General features: G+C 72.9%; 13 protein-coding genes. 9 read left to right on the forward strand and 4 right to left on the reverse strand.

The window, feature by feature from the left end:
• Positions 1-19: 19 nt before the first annotated feature.
• The 9 genes from ACSU6M_RS27500 (at position 20) to ACSU6M_RS27540 (ending at position 11358) form a co-directional block, all read left to right on the forward strand.
• A complete protein-coding gene (locus ACSU6M_RS27500; protein ID WP_437073159.1) occupies positions 20-271 on the forward strand; it encodes a helix-turn-helix domain-containing protein in 252 nt (83 codons plus the stop codon).
• 127 nt (positions 272-398) lie between these two features.
• Entirely contained in the window at positions 399-2294 is a 1896-nt protein-coding gene (locus ACSU6M_RS27505) for a hypothetical protein (protein WP_437073161.1), read from the forward strand.
• Between the two features lie 180 nt (positions 2295-2474).
• Positions 2475-3317: a nitrilase-related carbon-nitrogen hydrolase gene (locus tag ACSU6M_RS27510; RefSeq protein WP_437073163.1), complete on the forward strand. Its 843-nt coding sequence runs from the start codon at positions 2475-2477 to the stop codon at positions 3315-3317.
• Positions 3314-4600 carry an aspartate aminotransferase family protein gene (locus tag ACSU6M_RS27515; protein WP_437073165.1) on the forward strand — a complete coding sequence of 429 codons (1287 nt, stop codon included), beginning with the start codon at positions 3314-3316 and terminating at the stop codon, positions 4598-4600. Before ACSU6M_RS27510 ends, ACSU6M_RS27515 begins: the two co-directional genes overlap by 4 nt.
• Positions 4601-4655: 55 nt before the next feature.
• Positions 4656-6248: a PucR family transcriptional regulator gene (locus ACSU6M_RS27520; RefSeq protein WP_437073167.1), complete on the forward strand. Its 1593-nt coding sequence runs from the start codon at positions 4656-4658 to the stop codon at positions 6246-6248.
• A 155-nt stretch (positions 6249-6403) separates the two neighbouring features.
• Positions 6404-7246, forward strand: a complete 843-nt coding sequence (locus tag ACSU6M_RS27525) for a nitrilase-related carbon-nitrogen hydrolase (protein WP_437073169.1) — start codon at positions 6404-6406, stop codon at positions 7244-7246.
• 31 nt (positions 7247-7277) lie between these two features.
• Positions 7278-8681, forward strand: a complete 1404-nt coding sequence (gene hydA / locus ACSU6M_RS27530) for a dihydropyrimidinase (RefSeq protein ID WP_437073170.1) — start codon at positions 7278-7280, stop codon at positions 8679-8681.
• A gap of 11 nt (positions 8682-8692) precedes the next feature.
• Positions 8693-9712 (forward strand): TIGR03842 family LLM class F420-dependent oxidoreductase, encoded by a 1020-nt coding sequence (locus ACSU6M_RS27535; protein ID WP_437073172.1) that lies wholly within the window; start codon positions 8693-8695, stop codon positions 9710-9712.
• Positions 9713-9831: 119 nt separating this feature from the next.
• Complete coding sequence (locus tag ACSU6M_RS27540; protein WP_437073174.1) at positions 9832-11358, forward strand: NCS1 family nucleobase:cation symporter-1; 1527 nt, start codon at positions 9832-9834, stop codon at positions 11356-11358.
• A gap of 21 nt (positions 11359-11379) precedes the next feature.
• On the opposite strand, the gene ACSU6M_RS27545 is transcribed toward ACSU6M_RS27540, so the two are convergent.
• From ACSU6M_RS27545 to ACSU6M_RS27560, 4 genes are all read right to left on the reverse strand, one after another.
• Complete coding sequence (locus ACSU6M_RS27545) at positions 11380-12045, reverse strand: hypothetical protein (RefSeq protein ID WP_437073176.1); 666 nt, start codon at positions 12043-12045, stop codon at positions 11380-11382.
• 278 nt (positions 12046-12323) lie between these two features.
• Complete coding sequence (locus tag ACSU6M_RS27550; RefSeq protein ID WP_437073178.1) at positions 12324-14270, reverse strand: pentapeptide repeat-containing protein; 1947 nt, start codon at positions 14268-14270, stop codon at positions 12324-12326.
• Positions 14260-15699: an esterase/lipase family protein gene (locus ACSU6M_RS27555; protein ID WP_437073180.1), complete on the reverse strand. Its 1440-nt coding sequence runs from the start codon at positions 15697-15699 to the stop codon at positions 14260-14262. Before ACSU6M_RS27555 ends, ACSU6M_RS27550 begins: the two co-directional genes overlap by 11 nt.
• A 170-nt stretch (positions 15700-15869) precedes the next feature.
• Positions 15870-20360 (reverse strand): peptidase C14 caspase catalytic subunit p20, encoded by a 4491-nt coding sequence (locus tag ACSU6M_RS27560; RefSeq protein WP_437073182.1) that lies wholly within the window; start codon positions 20358-20360, stop codon positions 15870-15872.
• Between the last annotated feature and the right edge of the window lie 82 nt (positions 20361-20442).

Below are 20442 nucleotides of genomic sequence, written 5' to 3' on the forward strand. Positions count from 1 at the left end.
CCGGTATTAGAATCGCGGCATGGTGCGCACCCCCCTGACCCCCGAAGAGCGTGAACGCGGCGAGCGCCTCGGGCTGCTGCTGCGCGAGGCCCGAGGCGGCCGCAGCATGGCGGACGTCGCCGCGGAGGCCGGCGTCTCCGCCGAGACGCTCCGCAAGATCGAGACCGGACGGGCCCCGACGCCGGCCTTCTTCACCGTGGCCGCGCTCGCCCGGGTGCTGGGCCTGTCGATGGACGACCTCGTCACACGCTGCGACCTGGTCCTGGCCTGACGTCACCGCCGCCGCCCACGCGGCCGGAGGCCGCTGCGCCCCCGTGGAAAACTCCCTGTAGCCGGGACGTAACACGACTGGTGTTCGCTAGCGCACCGGAGTGCTCCGGTCTAGCGGGGGTCGTACGATGTCAGTGGATCAACTCCCTGCCCAGGTGCGGGAGTTCGCGAACTACCTGGACGGCCTGCTGGCCCGCCTCGACGAGGGCGGCGGCTGGTGCGGGGTGTTCTGGCAGCGCGACCCCGACGGCATGCGGGCTTGCCTCGACGGACATGAGGTGCCGCCCTGGGACGTCGTGGAGGCGCTGCTCCAGGACCTCGCCGCGGAGTACGGTCCCGGCCTCGCGACCGAGGAGGAGGAGCGGGCCCGCGCGCTGCACACGGCCGCGCTCACCGCCCACGACCGCCGTCCCGGCGGCCGCGACGCCCTCGGCGACCGGCTCGACGTCATGCTGCGCGAACAGCGCTACGCCGCGGAGAGGCTGGCCGCCCTGGAGCACGCCCTCGCCTCCGCCCCCTCCGACGCCGAATCCCTCCGCACCGACCTCGCCTGGGCCCACGACGACCACACCCGAGCCACCGCCCGCTGCGCGGAACTGCGCCGCCGGATGGCAGCCCTGGACGCCACGGCCCGGCTTCGGCGAGGGGCGGCGGGGGAGGGACGGGCGCCGGGGGCCGGGGGGCCGGGTGCCGGTTCGGTGTCGGGGGTTGGGGGGTCGGTGTCGGGGGTCGGGGGGTCGGGTGCCGGTTCGGTGTCGGGGGTCGGGGGGCCAGGTGCCGGGCCGGTCACGGGCGCGCGGGGGTTGGGTGACGGGTCCGAGTCGGGCGTCTGGGGGTCGGGTGCCGGGGCGGTGTCGGGGGGTCGGGGGTCGGGTGACGGCCCGGTGTCGGGCTCCCGTGGGGCGGGTGACGGGTCCGAGTCGGGCGTCTGGGGGCCGGGGGTGCGGGCCGGAGCGTCGGGTGGGGGACCGGGGGTGTCGGCCGGGGTTCCGGGTGGCGGGTCGGGGGTGCGAGTCGGGGCCTCGGGTGGGGGACCGGGGGAGTGGTCCGGGGTGTCGGGGCACCGGTCGGTGGAGCAGGCGGGCGGCCGGAGTCCGGGAGGCGGGGCGGGCCCCGCTGCTCCCGCCGCCCCGTACGACTGGCCGCAGCCGCAGCCGCAGCCGCAGCCGCAGCCGCAGCCGCAGCCGCAGCCGCAGCCGCGCGCCGAGGCCGGTCCCGGCTCGGGGCCCGCCGCTGCGGCGGCCCCCGCCCCTCCCCCCGTGGACACCGCCGTCGCGCCCGCGCCCGGCGACACCGACCCCGCCCCCAAGCCCCGTAAGCGCCGCCGCGGTGGTGCCCGGTACGCGGGGTTCGCCGAGGAGGAGGTGCCCGCGCCGGAGGTCGTGATGCCGCGGCCGGACCAAGGGGCCGGGCGGAAGGGGCGGACCCCGCGCGGGGCGCGGTTCGCGTGGGCCGGGGAGGAGTCCGCGTCCGTGCCGGCGGAGCCTGTCGACGCCGGGGCGCGGGCCGAAGTCGGCGCGGTCGTCGAGGCGTTGACGCGGCTGCGCGGCGAGGGCCGCAGCGGAGAGGCCCACGTCCTGCTCGCCGAGGCGGCGTACTGGCCCGCCCCCCGCTTCCCCCTCCTCGGGGCGGAGCTGGAGCGGGCGGGGCTCGGCGCCGACTGGGCGACCCTGCTGTGGGAGGCCGCCTCGCTGCCGCCGGACCGCCTGGTCGCCGCCGCCGACGCGCTGACCGCGGCCGGCCGGGACGCCGACGCCCGGCAGATCCTGCGGCAGGGCGTGGTGCGCCCCGCGGACGAGATCGGCCGGGCCGTCCTGGCCCTGGAGGCCGACGGCCGCCGTACCGCCGTGCGCGCGCTGCTCGACGCCTACCTCCGCGTCCGCACCCCGGAGGAGGCCGCCCGCAGCGCCCACGCCGGCCCCCAGACCCTCGTACCCCTGCTGCTCAGCGCCGCCCGGGAGGTGTCCGACCGGCACTACCGGGATCTCCTGCACGCCCTGCGGGTGGCGGGACTCACGGCCTGACGGAAGACCCGGCGGTCACCGCCCACCCACCGCACGTCACCCACGGGAGTGGCAATCGACGCGGACTGCGCGGGTTGACGACGATGGTCTTGGCAAGGTCCGCCGGTAGGCATACGTTCATCCCTCTACGCCCTGTTCTACGTGCGTAGAGGCGCTGACGTCCCGTCGAAGGAGCAGCTCATGGCGAACGTCGTCCGTGCCGCTCTGGTCCAGGCCGCCTGGACCGGCGACACCGAGTCCATGGTGGCCAAACACGAGGAGCACGCCCGCGAGGCGGCCCGGCAGGGAGCCGAGGTCATCGGCTTCCAGGAGGTCTTCAACAGCCCGTACTTCTGCCAGGTCCAGGAGCCCGAGCACTACCGCTGGGCCGAGCCGGTCCCCGACGGGCCCACCGTGCGCCGGATGCAGGACCTCGCCCGCGAGACCGGGATGGTCGTCGTCGTGCCGGTGTTCGAGATCGAGCAGTCCGGCTTCTACTACAACACCGCGGCCGTCATCGACGCCGACGGCACCTACCTCGGCAAGTACCGCAAGCACCACATCCCGCAGGTGAAGGGCTTCTGGGAGAAGTACTACTTCAAACCCGGAAACCTCGGCTGGCCCGTCTTCGACACCGCCGTCGGCAAGGTCGGCGTCTACATCTGCTACGACCGCCACTTCCCGGAGGGCTGGCGTCAACTGGGCCTCAACGGCGCCCAGTTGGTCTACAACCCCTCTGCCACCCACCGCGGCCTGTCCTCCCACCTCTGGCGCCTGGAACAGCCCGCGGCCGCCGTCGCCAACGAGTACTTCGTCGCCGCGATCAACCGCGTCGGCGTGGAGGAGTACGGCGACAACGACTTCTACGGGACGAGCTACTTCGTCGACCCGCGCGGACAGCTCGTCGGCGACCCCGCCAGCGACACCAAGGAGGAACTCGTCGTCCGCGACCTCGACTTCGACCTGATCGAAGAGGTGCGGCGGACGTGGGCCTTCTACCGCGACCGCCGCCCCGACGCCTACGAAGGGCTGGTACAGCCGTGACCAACGACCTGCTGGGCCGCCACCGCGCCGTCCTGCCCGACTGGCTCGCCCTCTACTACGACGACCCGATCGAGATCACCCACGGCGAGGGCCGGCACGTCTGGGACGCCCGGGGCAATCGCTACCTGGACTTCTTCGGCGGCATCCTCACCACCATGACCGCGCACGCGCTGCCGGAGGTCACCAAGGCGGTCGCCGAGCAGGCCGGTCGGATCGTCCACTCCTCCACGCTCTACCTGAACCGGCCGATGATCGAACTCGCCGAGCGCATCGCCCAGGTGAGCGGCATCCCGGACGCCCGCGTCTTCTTCACCACCTCCGGCACCGAGGCCAACGACACCGCCCTGCTGCTCGCCACCACCTACCGGCGCAGCAACACGATCCTGGCGATGCGCAACAGCTACCACGGCCGCTCCTTCAGCACCGTCGGCATCACCGGCAACCGCGGCTGGTCCCCGACCTCGCTGTCCCCGCTCCAGACGCTGTACGTGCACGGCGCGGTGCGCGGCCGGGGCCCCTACGCGGCCCTCTCCGACGGCGACTTCATCGCCGCCTGTCTGGAGGACCTCAAGGACCTGCTCGGCCACACCCGCGCCCCCGCCGCCCTGATCGCCGAGCCCATCCAGGGCGTCGGCGGCTTCACCTCCCCGCCCGACGGCCTGTACGCCGCCTTCCGCGAGGTGCTCGCCGAGCACGGCGCGCTGTGGATCGCCGACGAGGTGCAGACCGGCTGGGGCCGCACCGGCGAGCACTTCTGGGGCTGGCAGGCCCACGGCCACTCCGGCCCGCCGGACATCGTCACCTTCGCCAAGGGCATCGGCAACGGCATGTCCATCGGCGGCGTCATCGCCCGCTCCGAGATCATGAACTGCCTGGACGCCAACAGCATCTCCACCTTCGGCGGCACCCAGATCACCATGGCCGCGGGCCTCGCCAACCTCACCTACCTGCTGGAGCACGACCTCCAGGGCAACGCCCGCCGGGTCGGCGGCCTGCTCATCGAACGGCTGCGGGCCGTCGCCGCGCAGATCCCGGCGGTACGGGAGGTGCGCGGGCGGGGGCTGATGATCGGGATCGAGCTGACCAGGCCCGGCACCGACGAGGCCGACCCCAAGGCCGCCGCCGCCGTGCTGGAGGCGGCCCGCGAGGGCGGACTGCTCATCGGCAAGGGCGGCGGCCACAACACCAGCGCCCTCAGGATCGCCCCGCCGCTCTCGCTGACCGTCGCCGAGGCCGAGGAGGGCGCCGCGATCCTCGAACGGGCCCTGAGAAGCATCCAGTAGCACCGGCCGGGTGCGTCCCGTAGCCCCGGGCCATGTGAGTGGAGGGAGCGCCGCCATGAGCACCGCCCTGGAAACCCTGGAACCCGCGCTGTCGGTGCGCCAGGTGCTCGGCCTGGAGCGCGTGCTGGCCGGAGAGCCCGAGGTGGTGGCCGGCGCCCGCCACCTCGACCGGCCGGTGCGCTGGGTGCACGTCGCCGAGGCCGCCGACGTCGGCGTGATGCTCAGCGGCGGCGAGATGGTCCTCACCACCGGCGTGCTGCTCGCCGGGGACGCGCACAAGCAGGCCGAGTACATCCGCTCCCTGCACCGCGCCGAAGCCGCGGCCGTGGTCCTCGGACTGGGCCGCGCCTTCCCGTCCCCGCCGGACGTGATGCGGCGCGCCGCCGAACGCTGCGGCCTCCCGCTGGTGGTCCTGCACCGCCCCTTCCCCTTCGCCGAACTCACCGAGGAGGTCCAGTCGCGCCTCGTCCGGCGGAAGTTCGCCGCCGTCAGCCTCTCCGAGGCCGTACGCACCGCGCTCACCGCCCTGATCACCGCGGGCGCCCCCCTCCAGCACCTCCTCGACGAGGTCGCCCAGCACAGCGGCTGCCCCGTCGTCGTCACCAACCTCGCCCACCGGGTGCTGGCCACCGCGGGGGAGCGGCCGGCCGTCGACGACGTGCTGCGCGACTGGGAGCGCATCGCGCGGCAGGCATGGGGGTACCGCCCGGGCCACGCAGGCACCGGGGGAGGCGGCGAGGGCGACGGCTGGATCCGCGCCGAACTGGGCGGGCGCGGCGAGCGCTGGGGCCGGATCGTGCTGTGCGGGTTCCGCGGCGACACCGCCGTCGGACGGCTGCTCGCCGACCGGGCCGCCGAGGCCCTCGTCCTGCACCGCATGCTCGGCGGCACCCGCGCGGCCTCCTGGGAGGAGCAGTCCGCGCAGAGCCTGCTCACCGACCTGCTCTCGGGCGTCGTACCGGCCCGGCAGCTGCTGCCGCGGGCGCGGGCCGCCGGACTGCCGGTCAACCGGCGCACCTTCGTGCCCCTCGTGGTGCGCGGGGCACGTCCGGACCGCCTCGACCGCGTGCTGCGGCTGATCGGCCTGCCGGGCCTGGTCGCCGAAGTCGCCGACGGCGCCACGGCCGTCCTGCTCAGCCTGGCCCGCGACCAGGACGCCGACGCCCTCGCCGGGCACTTCGCCGCCCGTCTGCGCCAGGAGGGCCCGGCGCCCGTGGTGGCCGCCGCGGGGGCCCGCCCCGACTGGGAGGACGTACCCTCGGGGCTGCGCGAGGCCCAGCACGTGGCCGACGCCGTCGCCGATTCCTCGGCCGTCCTCCGACTTCCGCCGGTCGTCCGCCTGAAGGACGTCCATCTGCGCGGCCTGGTCCGCCTGCTGCGCGACGACCCGCATGTGCAGTCCTTCGCCGAGCGGGAGCTGGCCGGACTGCTGCGCGCGGCGGACGACGACCTGCTCGCCGTACTGCGCACCTATCTCGCCACCGGGCGCAACAAGTCCCGTACCGCACAGCTCCACCATGTCTCCCGGCCCGCGCTCTACCGCCGCCTGGAGGCGATACAGACCCGCCTCGGCGTCGACCTGGACGACTTCGAGCAGGCGGCCTCGGTGCACATCGCGCTCCTCGCGCATGACGCGCAACAGGGGTGAAACATGCGACGACCTGGGAGAACAGTGAGGAAACATGGGGTCGGACCAGGGTGACACGGTGCCACGCCGCACCCCCGCAGACGTGACACGGTGCAACTCAAAGCGGACCCGCGGGCTTCCTAGGCTCACCGCACACCGAGCTACCGGAGGTCCCGATGAGCCGAGTGATCCGTGCCGCCGTCTTCCAGACCGCCTGGACCGGCGACAAGGAGTCGATGATCCGGGCGCACGAGCAGGCGGCCCGCGACGCGGCGGCGCAGGGCGCCCAAGTCCTCTGCTTCCAGGAGCTGTTCTACGGACCGTACTTCTGCCAGGTCCAGGACCCCGCCTTCTACGCGTACGCCGAGCGGATCCCCGAGGGCCCGATCGTGCGCCGCTTCCAGGCGCTGGCGAAGGAGCTGGGCATCGTCCTGGTCCTGCCGATGTACGAGGAGGAGCAGCCCGGCGTCCTCTACAACACCGCCGCCGTGATCGACGCGGACGGCTCCTACCTCGGCAAGTACCGCAAGACCCACATCCCGCAGGTGCGCGGCTTCTGGGAGAAGTTCTACTTCCGCCCCGGCAACAGCGGCTGGCCCGTCTTCGACACGGCCGTCGGGAGGATCGGCGTCTACATCTGCTACGACCGCCACTTCCCCGAGGGCTGGCGGGCGTTGGGGCTCGCCGGCGCCGAGATCGTCTTCAACCCCTCGGCCACCTCCCGCGGCCTGTCCGGCTACCTCTGGCAGCTGGAGCAGCCGGCGGCGGCCGTGGCCAACGAGTACTTCGTGGGCGCGATCAACCGGGTCGGGGTGGAGGAGTACGGCGACAACGACTTCTACGGCACGAGCTACTTCGTCGACCCGGAGGCCCAGTTCGTGGGGGAGGTGGCGAGCGACAAGGAGCCCGAACTGGTCGTCCGGGACCTGGACATGGCCAAGCTCAGGGAGGTCAGGGACCGCTGGCAGTTCTACCGGGACCGCGCTCCGGGGGCGTACGCGCCGCTGACCGCGCCCTGATCACGTACGTACGCCCGGAAGGAGAGGGAGCATGAGCAGCCGTACCGTCATCCGTGGCGGCCTCGTCGTCACCGCCGCCGACGAGATGCACGCCGACGTCCTGATCGAGGACGGCCGCATCGCCGCCCTCGCAGCCACCGGCACCCCCGCCGCGGCGACCTTCACGGCGGACCGCACGCTCGACGCCACCGGAAAGTACGTGATCCCCGGCGGCGTCGACGTCCACACCCACATGGAGCTGCCCTTCGGCGGCACCTTCGCCTCCGACACCTTCGAGACCGGCACCCGCGCGGCGGCCTGGGGCGGCACGACGACGATCGTCGACTTCGCCGTGCAGAGCGTCGGCCACACCCTCCGCGAGGGCCTGGACGCCTGGCACGCCAAGGCGGAGGGCAACTGCGCGATCGACTACGGCTTCCACATGATCGTCTCCGATGTGAACGACGAGACGCTCAAGGAGATGAACCTCCTGGTGGAGGAGGGCGTGACGTCCTTCAAGCAGTTCATGGCCTATCCGGGCGTCTTCTACAGCGACGACGGCCAGATCCTGCGCGCCATGCAGCGCTCCGCCGAGAACGGCGGCCTGATCATGATGCACGCCGAGAACGGCATCGCGATCGATGTGCTCGTCGAACAGGCCCTGGCCCGCGGCGAGACCGACCCCCGCTACCACGGCGAGGTCCGCAAGGCGCTTCTGGAGGCCGAGGCCACGCACCGGGCCATCAGGCTCGCCCAGGTGGCCGGCGCCCCCCTGTACGTCGTGCACGTCTCGGCGATGGAGGCGGTCGCCGAGCTGGCCAAGGCCCGCGACGAGGGGCTGAACGTCTTCGGCGAGACGTGCCCGCAGTATCTGTTCCTGTCCACCGACAACCTCGCCGAGCCCGACTTCGAGGGCGCCAAGTACGTGTGCTCGACACCCCTGCGCCCCAAGGAGCACCAGGCCAAGCTCTGGCAGGGCCTGCGCACCAACGACCTCCAGGTCGTCTCCACCGACCACTGCCCCTTCTGCTTCACCGGCCAGAAGGAGCTGGGCCGCGGCGACTTCTCCAAGATCCCCAACGGTCTGCCGGGCGTGGAGAACCGGATGGACCTGCTGCACCAGGCCGTCGTCGACGGGCACATCTCCCGCCGCCGCTGGATCGAGATCGCCTGCGCCACCCCGGCCCGGATGTTCGGCATGTACCCGAAGAAGGGCACCATCGCGCCCGGCGCCGACGCCGATGTCGTCCTCTACGACCCGCACGCCGAGCAGGTCGTGTCCGCCGAGACGCACCACATGAACGTCGACTACTCGGCGTACGAGGGCAGGCGGCTCACCGGCCGCGTCGAGACCGTCCTCTCGAGGGGCGTCCCGGTGATCACCGAGCGGGAGTACACGGGCCGTGCCGGGCACGGCGTCTACACCCCCCGCTCCACCTGTCAGTACCTGAACTAGGAGGGGTGCCCATGGACTTCGGACTCGTCCTGCAGACCGACCCGCCCGCCTCGCGGGTCGTCAGCCTGATGAAGCGCGCCGAGCGCAACGGCTTCCGGTACGGCTGGACCTTCGACTCCGCCGTCCTCTGGCAGGAGCCGTTCGTGATCTACAGCCAGATCCTCGCCAACACCACGAAGCTGAAGGTGGGCCCGATGGTGACCAACCCGGGCACCCGCACCTGGGAGGTCACCGCCTCCACCTTCGCCACCCTCAACGACATGTTCGGCAACCGCACGGTCTGTGGCATCGGCCGCGGCGACTCCGCGATGCGCGTGGCCGGACGCAAGCCCAACACCCTCGCCCGGATCAGCGAGGCCATGAAGGTCATCCGGGCGCTGGGCCGCGGCGAGCAGGCCGACCTCGGCGGCGGCACCGTCGTCCGCTTCCCGTGGATCAAGCCGGGCGCCGAACTCCCCGTGTGGATGGCCGCCTACGGTCCGAAGGCGCTGAAGATGACCGGCGAGGAGGCCGACGGGTTCATCCTCCAGCTCGCCGACCTCTACCTCACCGAGTACATGGTCAAGGCCGTGAAGACCGCCGCGGCGGACGCCGGGCGCGACCCCGCCGAGGTGACGGTCTGTGTCGCCGCCCCCGCCTATGTCACCGCCGACGACTCGCCCGAGGCGCTGGCCCACGCCCGCGACCAGTGCCGGTGGTTCGGCGGCATGGTCGGCAACCATGTCGCCGACCTGGTCGCCAAGTACGGCGAGCACTCGGCCGCCGTCCCCGACGAACTCACCGAGTACATCAAGGCCCGTGAGGGATACGACTACTCCCACCACGGGCGCGCCGGGAACCCCGACACCCGGTTCGTGCCCGACGAGATCGTCGACCGGTTCTGTCTGATCGGCCCCGTCGAGCGGCACATCGAGAAGCTGAAGGCGCTGCGCGAGCTGGGCGTCGACCAGTTCGCGGTCTACGACATGCACGACGCGCAGGAGGCCGTGATCGACGCGTACGGCGCGAAGGTGATCCCGGCCGTCGGCTGAGCCGCCGAACTCCCCTGTTCCCTCACGGATCCCCCTTGGTCGCCCCTCCCCGCCGTCCCTGGGGAGGGGCCGGTGCCCGCACGGCCACTCCCGTCCCCTCTCGTCCGATTGGCCTGCCCATGACCGACACCGCCCCGGCGGACATACCGCCGACCACCCAAGTCACCCTCCCCGACGGCCGCGTGGAGATCGCCCCGGACTCCCCGCAGCCCGGCGGCCCCTACGCCAACGAGGACCTGCTGCCGGTCCCCGTCGCCGGCCGCACCTGGACCACGTACAACTTCTCGGCCCTCTGGGTCGGCATGGCCCACAACACCGCCTCCTGGACGCTCGCCTCCGGTCTGATCGCCGTCGGCATGGACTGGAAGCAGGCGGTGCTCACCATCGCCCTCGCCAATGTGATCGTCCTCGTCCCGATGCTGCTGACCGGCCACGCGGGACCCAAGTACGGCATCCCCTTCCCGGTGTTCGCGCGCGCCTCCTTCGGCATCCGCGGGGCCAACCTGCCCGCTGTCGTCCGGGCGTTGGTGGCCTGCGGCTGGTTCGGGATCCAGACCTGGATCGGCGGCGAGGCGATCTACTTCCTGGCCGGGAAGCTGATCGGGCAGGGCTGGACGGACGCCGCCAAGGTCGGCGGGTACGCCTGGACGATGTGGCTGTCCTTCGCGGTCTTCTGGGCGATCCAGGTCGCGATCATCTACCGGGGCATGGAGACCATCCGCCGCTTCGAGAACTGGGCGGCGCCCTTCGTGCTGGTCGGCGCGTTCGTGATGCTGTGGTGGATGAGCAGCAAGGCGGGCGGTGTCGGCCCGCTGTTCGACCAGCCGTCCGAGCTGGGCTGGGGCGGGGACTTCTGGAAGCTGTTCTGGCCCGCCCTGATGGGCATGATCGGCTTCTGGTCCACGCTGTCGCTGAACATCCCCGACTTCACCCGCTACGGCAGGAGCCAGAAGGCGCAGACATGGGGCCAGGCCCTGGGCCTGCCCACCACCATGACCCTGTTCGCGTTCCTGTCGGTGCTCGTCACCTCCGGCTCGCAGGCCGTCTACGGCGAAGCCATCTGGGACCCGGTGAAGCTGGCGGCGAAGACCGACAACGAGGTCGGCCTGCTCTTCGCCCTCGTCACCGTGCTGGTCGCGACGCTGTCCGTCAATGTGGCCGCCAACCTGGTCTCCCCGGCCTTCGACTTCTCCAACATCGCGCCCAGGAGGATCAGTTTCCGCGCCGGAGCGCTCGCCACCTGTGTCCTCGGCGTGCTGATCTTCCCGTGGGAGCTGTACTCCGACCCGCAGGGCTACATCTTCACCTGGCTCGGCCTGGTCGGCGGACTGCTCGGCACGGTCGCCGGCATCCTCATCGCCGACTACTGGATCCTGCGCCGCACCCACCTCGACCTCGTCGACCTGTACCGCGAGGGCGGCCGCTACTGGTACGACGGCGGCTGGAACTGGCGGGCCGTGGCGGCCTTCGTCGTCGGCGGTGTCCTCGCGATCGGCGGCGCCGACTTCGACCCGCTGATCGACGGCCGGCCCGTCCCCGCGCTGGAACCCCTCGCGGACTACGGCTGGGCCGTGGGCCTCGGCACGTCGATGCTGCTCTATCTGCTGCTGACGGTGACGACCGGCCGGGACCGGACGGCCCGCTGACCGCAACGTGTCGGGGGACGGTCAGGCGGCGCCGTCCTCCAGCGCGGCCATCGCCTCCTTGGCCGCCTTGATCGCACCCTCGTTGATCTCGTCCGTGCTGGGCGCTTCCTTCGTCTCGAAGTCGCTGCCGTTGTACGTGACGACGACCAGCGCGTTGTCCGCGCGGGCCAGCACCACGCCCTCGCGGGTGTCCTGCCCGTCCTCGGTGGTGAGGTCGACGACGGAGTAGGCCGCGTCCCCCAGGCCCGGCACCTCTCCGCCGCCCTTCTTGTCCTCCACCCGCCCCTGGTACGACTTCTCCGCCTCCTCGTCCGAGTCCATGATCTCGAAGGACACGTCGAGCCAGCGGTAGTCGTAGCCGTCCAGCGCGTTCCAGGAGCAGGTGCGCCGCGCGTCGGAGTCCGACGACGGGATCTCCTTGCCCGCCGTCTTCGCGCCCGGCACCAGCGAGGTGATGGTCTTCTTCGCCAGGCTGGTGCAGGGCGCGGGCGCGGCCGCGTACGTCTTCGGCACGGCCGTGGTCGACGGCCCCGACGCCGACTGCGTGACCGGCTCACGGCCGGTGGCTCTCTGCTCGCCCGACGCGGGGGTCTCGGGGCCGGACGTGAGCACCCAGCCGGCGCACGCCAGGACGGCGACGGGGGTCAGTCGGGCGGTGAGGGCGAGCGGCAGAGGAAGAGAACGCACGGGCGCACTTTTCGTGGGGGACGGTGCGGAGGGAGTCCGCACTGCGGACAGGGGGACGCCAGTGTCACACGACTTCCTGTGCTGCGGAAGTACGAACTCGCTGCGTGCAGGGGCCGTCACGTCGAGGGCGCGAATCCGTGACGTGGTGGGTGATATGTGCGTGAAGTCCCTTTCTTCGTAGGGTCCTCGGGCAGGCCCGGCACCGGCCCGAGGGAGGTCCGGCACCTGCCCGGCTCCTGCCCGGCACCTGCCCGTGCGGAGCCCCGGCGACCCTCCGGCTACCTCTTCACACGGCTGCGCAGGGCGAGCGCGGCGAGGCCCAGCAGGGCCGGTTCGACCACCCGCGAGGCCATCTCGACGTAGGTGCCGGCGGTGGTCAGCTCCTGCCCGGACGAGCGGAAGACGACGGAGTTGATCACCACCCGCAGCCCCTTCTCGAACCGCTCGGTCGACAGACGGGCCGAGTAGGGCCCCTGGGGATTCACCGGATCCGGGGTGTCCGTGATCAGGGTGATGCTGCCGCCGGTCACGGTCCCGGTGCTCCGCGGCCTGGGGTCGTCCTGCGGCAGGCCCCACAGCATCATCGCCAGCACGGTCACGGTCACCGACAGGAGCAGCCAGCCGAGGGCGCGGGCCGCGCGCAGGCCGTACCCGCAGGCCGCCCAGTACAGATGGAGCAGCGCCCGCTCGCTGCGGGGCAGTTCGGCGTCATGGCGGCGCATCTCCATCTCGCCGTAGTAGAAGTCGGCCGCTCCCGGCTCGTTCCTGCCGTCCTCAAGGGCCTTGCGCAGCTGCCGGTACACCGGCGCCAGCACCGCGGGTTCGCGTGCCGCCATGCCTTCGGGCGCGCCGGTCCATCCGGCACAGCGGTGCCGGGCGGCCCGCCAGTGGTGCTCCTCGGCGAGCGTGCGGCGGCGCGTCCAGCGCAGCCCCGGCGGAGGGCCGGCCAGCGGGCACCGCCCTTCGAGCCTCAGCTGGTCGAGGTGGACGGCCCCCACGAACAGACAGCGGGTCAGATCGGCGTCGTGCAGGACCAGATGGGCCGCGTCCACCCCGCTCACGGACGTCACCTGGATCAGCGGGCGTCGGGTGAGGCCCTGCTCGTCGATCTCCTCGCCGTCCTCCGCGACGAACGGGTGCGGCCGCCCGGCGACGCTCACCGGGAACTCCAGAACGGCGTCACCGAGGTCGACCGTGGCATGGCGCAGACGCAGCGCCGCACTCGACGCCCACCGCGTCCGCCGGCAGCGCACGGAATCCGCCGCGGCCTCGATCGTCACCGCGGACTGGAAGACCGCCCCGGACAGATCGAGCCGCCCCGGCAGCACCAGCGGTCCCAGCTTGGCCGTGTTGGCAAAGTTCGCCCTGCGGAACGTGATGTCCCGGCCGATCCGCGCCCGGCTGAAGTCGGCATCGCCGCCGATCGTCGCCCCGGTGAACCGGGCACCGTGGTCGAACCGCGCGCCCGGGAACGAGACGTCCCCGATCAAGGTCGCCGACGCGAAGCACGCCTCCCGGCCGAATCCGGCGCCGTCGAACCAGGCCGTGCGCCGGATCGTCGCACGGTCGAAACGGGCGTCCCCCTCGAACCGCGCTCCGTCGAACCAGGCCGCTCCGCCGATGTCCGCCCCCTCGAACCGCGCCGTCCCGCGGAACTCGGCCCCGCTGAACGTGGCGTCGCCGCCGACGGCCAGTTCGTCGAAGACCGCGTCGCCGTCGATCCGGCCGGCCGCGAACCGGAGGGCGCCGCCGATCCTCGCGCCGTAGAACCAGGCCGCGGCACCCATCTCCGTGTCCTCGAACCAGGCGTCGCCGGTGACCGCCGCTTCGCCGAACCTGACGTCTCCCTCGAATCGGCACCGGACGAAGAGGACACCGGAGTCGAACGCCGCTCCGCCGAAGGAGCTGACGCCGGTGAAGTCCACGCGGTGGAATCGCGTGTCACCGCCGAACCGCGCCTCGTCCAGGTCGACGTTCCCGACGCGGTGCCTGCCCGTCGCCGGATCCCTGAGCCTGGTCAGCAGGTCGTCCAGCAGGTCCTGGGTGAACGGGGTGCCCCGGTGGTCGAGATCGGCGCCGGGCGCCAGGCTCGCCAGGTACGCGGCACGCCGGGCGGTATCGAGGTGCGCCAGGCAGGCCCCGTACGGTTCGACCCTGCGGCCGCGGCAGCCGCCGGCCTCGCAGGGCGGCCAGTCGAGGGCCTCGCGCGTGGATTCACCCGGCATACAGCGTGACGACCTTTCGATCCACGTCGTCCGGGTCCTCGGCCACCGCCTCCAGCAGCCATCTGCCGGGGCCCGCCTCCAGATGGGCGCGGAGCCGCCCGGAAGCATCGGGGTCGAAGAGCACCGGCTGCTCGGTTCGGGAGGCGAGGTGGCGCATGACCGCCCGTACGTTGCGCTCCCGCAGGCCGACTCCCAGGACGGCCACCTCGAACGGCAGGCCGGCGACGGCCTCCGCGGGGGCGTGCAGGATGATCTTCTCGTCGCCGGCCAGCATGCCGGTCACCGGCAGGCCCTTGCGGAGGGCGGCGAGTTTCCCGCCGAGGGCGGCGGCGCCGGCCAGGTCGGCGTGCCGGCCGTCGGTCCACAGCATCTCCGCCTCGTCCTGCACGGCCCAGTCCGCGACGGCGGAGTCCCGCGGAACCGTCCCGTCGCCCGCCCCGAGGTGACCGGCCGCGTCCGCCGTCTCGTGGCGCAGCCCGTCGGCCGAGAGCCCGACGGTGAGCACCGTCTCGTACGCCGTGCTCCCCACGCAGTACACCTGGTACGGCAGCCGGCCGCCCGCGTCGGTGCGCCGGTGCGCCTCGCGCGCCTCCAGGAACCGGCGGTGGAACGAGAAGGCGTCCTCGACGAGGGCGGTGGGCAGGTCGGGAACGGGGTACCGGCGGTCGGCGAGGGTCCGCCGACGGCTCTTGCCCGCGACCCGGACCGCGTCGTACACCGGCAGCATCTGCGCCACGGAGGGCAGGGCGAGGGCGAAGTCGCGCAGCACCTCGTTCAGCCTGCGCGTGGCCGCGCTCGACGCGGTGCCGTGGTCCCCCGTTCCGCCGTTCCCGGCCCGCTGGTCCCCGATCCCGTGGCCGGTCAGGAGGCGGACGGCCTGGGCCGCGCCCTGGTGGGGCGTGCCCAGTGTGACGAGGGCCCTCGCCGTCTCGCGGCCGCCCAGGCACTCCAGGTAGTAGCGGCCGACGAGACCACCCGTCGAGTGACAGACCAGAACGACCTTGGGGTCGTCCGGACGGTCCGGGTAGTGCCGCGCGACCTGTTCGGTCCACCGGGTGAGTTCGCGCTCGACCCGGACCGCGAGCTCCTCGGCGACGAGCCGGTGCGACAGCCGCCAGTCGTAGGGGAACGGCACGTACTGGTCCTCGACCGGATCACCGAGCACCGCGCGGAGGTCCGGGTAGCCCGCGCACGAGAGCAGTCCGGGCAGCGAGTCGGGTGCCGTGAGCAGCCCGTCCGCCACCAGCCGGAAGCGGTCCTCGGGCGGCTCGTCGCCGAGTCCCGAGGGCAGGGCCACGGCCTCCAGCGCCCGGGCCGAGGGCCCGGATCGCAGCAGGGCGTCGCCGCACTCGCTCCAGACGTCCCTGCCGTCTCTGGTCAGCCGGCTGCCGAGGAATCCCGGCACGAAGACCACCAGGTCGTGCTCCACGCGGTCACCTTTCTCCGTCGCATGGGTCGTACGGTCGTATCCCCTTCGCGGGGGGCGGCGTCGGTGTCCTGTCCGTCACCGGGGTCGTATCGCCGTCGTGGGGGCCGTCGGGTCGTAGCGCCGTCGCACGGGCGCACCGCGCGAACCCGTCGTACCGGGCGGGCCGGGGGTCATGCGAAGAACGCGTGCGGCAGCCGGACGAGGTCGCACCGCTCGTTTCCCTGGAGCGCGACCAGCAGGCCCTCCGGGTCCGGGGCGGCGTCCATGGCGTGCACGGCGTATCCCCGCCAAGGAACGCCCTCCCCGTGCAGCCAAGTGCCGGCCCGCAGGTCGCGGACGCGCGGTGCCGTCCGTTCGCCGGCGACCAGCAGCAGGGGCCGCTCCGCAGGGCCGGCGAACACCAGCGACCTCGCCTCCGGGAAGTCGCCGGGAAGCCGCTGCGGCGGCTTGCCGTCCCCGGCCGAGCAGTCCTGCACATGGATGCCGCCGTCCACCCAGGCCAGCAGGGGGAACGACTCCTCGTCGTCGGGGTCGTACAGCTCTCCCAGCGCGAGCTGGGCGGGCCGTACCCGCTCGATGCGCAGGGGCTGGTCCGGGCGCTCCCCGTGGTGCCGCCACAGCCGTATCTCGTCACCGAGGTCGGCGGCCAGCCAGCATGTGCCGTCCCGCATGACCCTGGCCTCCAGGCCGCAGCAGCGCAGCCCCGCGGGCAGGGGTTCTCCCGTACGCCAGCCGCTCGAGGCGTCCGCGGGCATCTCCGCCCAGACGATGCGCATCTTGTCCGGTACGTAGATCCGCAGCCGTCCCGAGGAGCGGTCGACGGCGAGACCGAGCGACGTGATCGGTTCCCCGGCGTACCCGCCGAGCGCGAGGTCGTGCCGGGCCTCCACCGAGAGGTCGTCGGACAGGCGCCACATCCGCACGGTGCGTCCCGCGGCGGCGACCACGATCCAGGCGTCCGCCGCGTACACGGCGTCCACGCAGGTCACCGGCCCCAGGTGGGTGAGCACCGGGGCGGGGACGGCCGCCGGATCGCCCTGGCCCGGCCGGGACACCCGGACCTCGTCCGCCCAGGTGCGGCACAGCAGCGGCGGCCCGTCCGGCCCCTCGGCCAGGGCCACCGCCGGTCTCTGATTGCTGGGGCGGCGCCGCCTGCCGTGCCGGGCCGCCAGCGCGGGAGCCACATCGAGCATGCGGATGTCCGGGCCGTCCGCCACGGCGAGCAGGCCCTGTCCACCGGGATCGAAGGCCATGGCCTTGTTCCGTGGCGCGGCGATCTGGAACGCGGCCTCGCGCTGCGGTTCCTCGACGGCCCAGACGCGGACCGTGACCTCCTCGTAGGCGGCGAGGAGCAGGGTGTCGCCATGGCGTCCGAAGGCCAGTCCGCGCGCCGCGGAACGGAACCGGCCGACGGGGCGCACGACGGGCGGGGCGTTGCGGTCCGCCTCGTCCGTCTCGCAGTACCAGATATGCACATGGGAGCTGTCGGCGACGGCGATCCAGCCCTGGTGTCCGTCGGCGCCCGACGGGCCCGCGGGCACCGGCCGGGAGGTGGCCGCGGCAGCCGCGGCGGGGTCGCCGAGCCTGCCCAGATCCACCGCCGACGCGAGCGGGCCGCCGGAGGATTCCGTGCGCCGGGTGATCTCGACCAGTTCGGCGCGGGCACCGGCGACCAGGGCGAACAGCCGCGACCCGAGGGGCACAGCGGCGATCTGCCGGACGTCGGCCATGCGGATGTCCGTCAGATGCGTGCCGTCGCCCCTCATGCCGCCGCTCTTCCACGACCACGTCCACATGCGCTGCCCGTCGGCCGCCAGGACGTAGGTCTCCGTCATCCGCTGGGCCGCGTCGAGGGCCTTCACCGCACCGCCCCAGCTGTAGACGTGGTCCGGCAGGCGGGAGCTGGAACGCCAGAAGTAGATGGCCTGGTCGTCGCGGGCGATGGTGGTCCAGTGGGGTCCGGCGCCCACCTCCCGCACCTCGGTGAGGGCGTTCCCGCGCCGGCCGTCGGCGTCGCGGGTCCGCCGGGTCAGCAGCCGGGTGCCCGAGTCCGGGTGCAGGACCAGGACCTCGCCGCGTCCGCCGGCCGTCAGGGTGTCCCCGAGCATGAGCTCCGCCGCTCCCGTACCGGCGCGCCAGCTCAGCGTCCTGGCACCGCCCAGCGGAGCGGCGCGACGCCACTCCAGGGGGTCCGGCGGCATGTCGGTCCAGTACTCCTGCCAGGGCAGGAACCCGTCGATCTCCGCCAGTGTCCGATACGTCCCCTCGCGGTGACTGACGAAGGCGGTGGCCCTCAGCAGGGCCTTGCGGGACAGCAGTTCGCCGGGGGACGACGCGGAGGACGCCCGCCGCCGGAAGGTGTCCGCGACGCGCCCGTAGAGTGCCGCCCCGTCGCAGGTCCGGGCGAGGGTGGCGGCCAGCGGCAGCATCACATCGGGGTTGGCGCGCAGCAGGAACGCCATGTCCTGGAACAGCTCCCGCAGTTCCGTCGTGCCGACCTGGGCGGCATGGGCCCCGAGGTAGTCGAAGGTGTAGTCGTCCGCCCCGGTCCAGTCGGCTCCGGCCTGGCCGCGCAGTGCCGTCACGACACTGCGGTGGGCCTCCTGCGCCGTGAGGCCGGCGTGGGTGAGGAAGAACTCGCCGTAGCTGGGGTGCGCGAGGTGGTGGGTCGTCCGGTCGCGCTGCGGGGAGGGCTGAGAGGCGAGGATGCCGCCGTCGGCGGTCCGGCACACGTGCTGCAGGTCGCCGAGGGTGAGTTCGTCAGCGCCGGGGTCGCGCAGGGCGTTGGCGAGCAGGAGCCAGGTCCTGCCCGGCGGCAGCCCGGCCCCCTGGACGACGGCCAGCGGGCGCAGGACCTCGTGCGCGCGCTCGGCTCCCGGCTGGGAGGTCAGGTGGAGCATCTCCTCGGCGAGGCGTTCGTGCAGGTCGATGCCGCCATGGGTCATCCACGACGACAGCTCCGCCTCCGTGACGACATGGGAGCGGCGGCTGAGCTCCGTCGCGGTGAGACGGGCCACCAGGAACGAGCCGCGGCTGCCGGACGCGACGAGCCGGGCCGTCCAGTCGCGGTCGTCGTCCTTCTCGGCCCCCTGATAGGGGGAGCCCGCCCGGTCGAGCACGGACCGCGCCATGTCCGCGATGCTCCCGCGCGCCTCCTCGTCGTCGCCCAGCACCACCGGGTCGACGCTCTGGTCCAGCGTGTCGAGCAGCGACTCCTCCTCGACGGCCGCGGTCGCGCGTCTGCGCGGCTGCGCCCGGGTGCCGACGACCACGCGGACGCCCCACACGCCGGACAGGGGGTTCAGCAGGTGGCGCGCGATGTCGTGCGCCTGTTCCGGGAGGGCTTCGTCGAGCGCGTCGAAGAGCAGGTTGAGGGAGAACTTGCCCCTCAGGACGAGGTCGTTGACGGCCGTGCAGAACTGTTCCGGCGTGGCCGGTCGCCCGGGCAGGGGGCCTGTTCCCTCCAGATGGGCCAGGGCGTCCCACAGGGCCGCCATCAGCGAGTGCACCGACTGCCCACGGCAGCTCAGGGCCGCGTGCACCGTTCCCGCGCGGGGCAGTGTCGAGGGGTCGAGGTCCGGCCCGAAGGCTTCCCGCCAGCCCGGCAGCGAGGTCAGGGCCAGGCGCCCGATCAGGGCCGTCTTCCCGGTCCCGGCGAGCCCCGTCACCGCCAGCAGCCCTTTCGGGTGGGTGTCCATCCAGCGGACCACCCTCGCCAGGGCACCGTTCCTCCCGGCGAAATGGCGGTGGAGATGGCTGCCCGTCTCCAGGCCGAACTGCTCGGCCTCGGCCCAGGGTGTGCGCCGCTTCAGCTCCGCGGGCGTGTACACCCGTCGCCCGCCGTCCTGGAAGTGGGGGTTGTCCAGGAAGTTGTTGGGCAGGGAGCGGACCTCCGTGTAGCCGGGCCGCTGCGAGGGCTCGTCGAGGCCCGACGACGCGGCCTGCGCGTCGACGGCGTCCAGCAGATAGGGCAGGGGCAGGTAGAGGGCCGACGGGTCGAAGGGCCGGGCGTGGTCGGGCGCCACGAACCCCGGCTTGACCAGCGCCTCCTCCAGCCACTTCACCCAGCGCCCCTCGGGCACCTTCGCGTCGATCCCCGAGGTCCCGATGACCGCGAAACCCGCCCGTCGGCTGCGCCTGGCCCGCGACACGCTGGCCCGGTCGATGTCCAGGGCATGGCCCAGGGCCGCGGAGAGGTGGCTGTGCGAGAAGCAGGCGTCGACGATCAGCAGCGTGTCGGTCTCGCAGTCGGGGCGCAGGAGACGGTCCACGAGGTCCGTGAGCGCGAGCGCGCGGTGCGGGGCGAACCGGCCGTCCTCCCAGGAGTCGGCGCAGGCGAGGAAGTACCCCTGGCCCGGCAGGTGTTCACCGTGCCCCGTCCAGTAGAGGATCTTCCGCTCGGCGTCGTGGGCCAGGAAGTCCTCAAGCCCTTCCCACAGTTGCCTTCGGGTGGCTCCGGCGGCGTCGATACGGACGGGACTGCCGAAGCCCAGCGAGTCGCGCGCGATGTCGGTGAACCGCCCGCGCACATCCTCGACGTGGTGGAGTCTCAGCCGCTGACGCCGGTCCCTGTCGGGGTGCGTGTAGTCGGACACCGCCACGGTGCCCACCACGGACGACGCCCGCCGCTCGGACTTGATCAGAGTCAGGTGCTCGCCCACATCGCTCCATATCATGTCCCCGTCTGAGGCCCGAGCTCCACCAGACCCCCTGAACGCCCATTCAACCCTGCCGCAAAGGACG

The sequence above is a fragment of the Streptomyces sp. enrichment culture genome, assembly GCF_964272895.1.
In the GTDB taxonomy this organism is placed as follows: domain Bacteria; phylum Actinomycetota; class Actinomycetes; order Streptomycetales; family Streptomycetaceae; genus Streptomyces.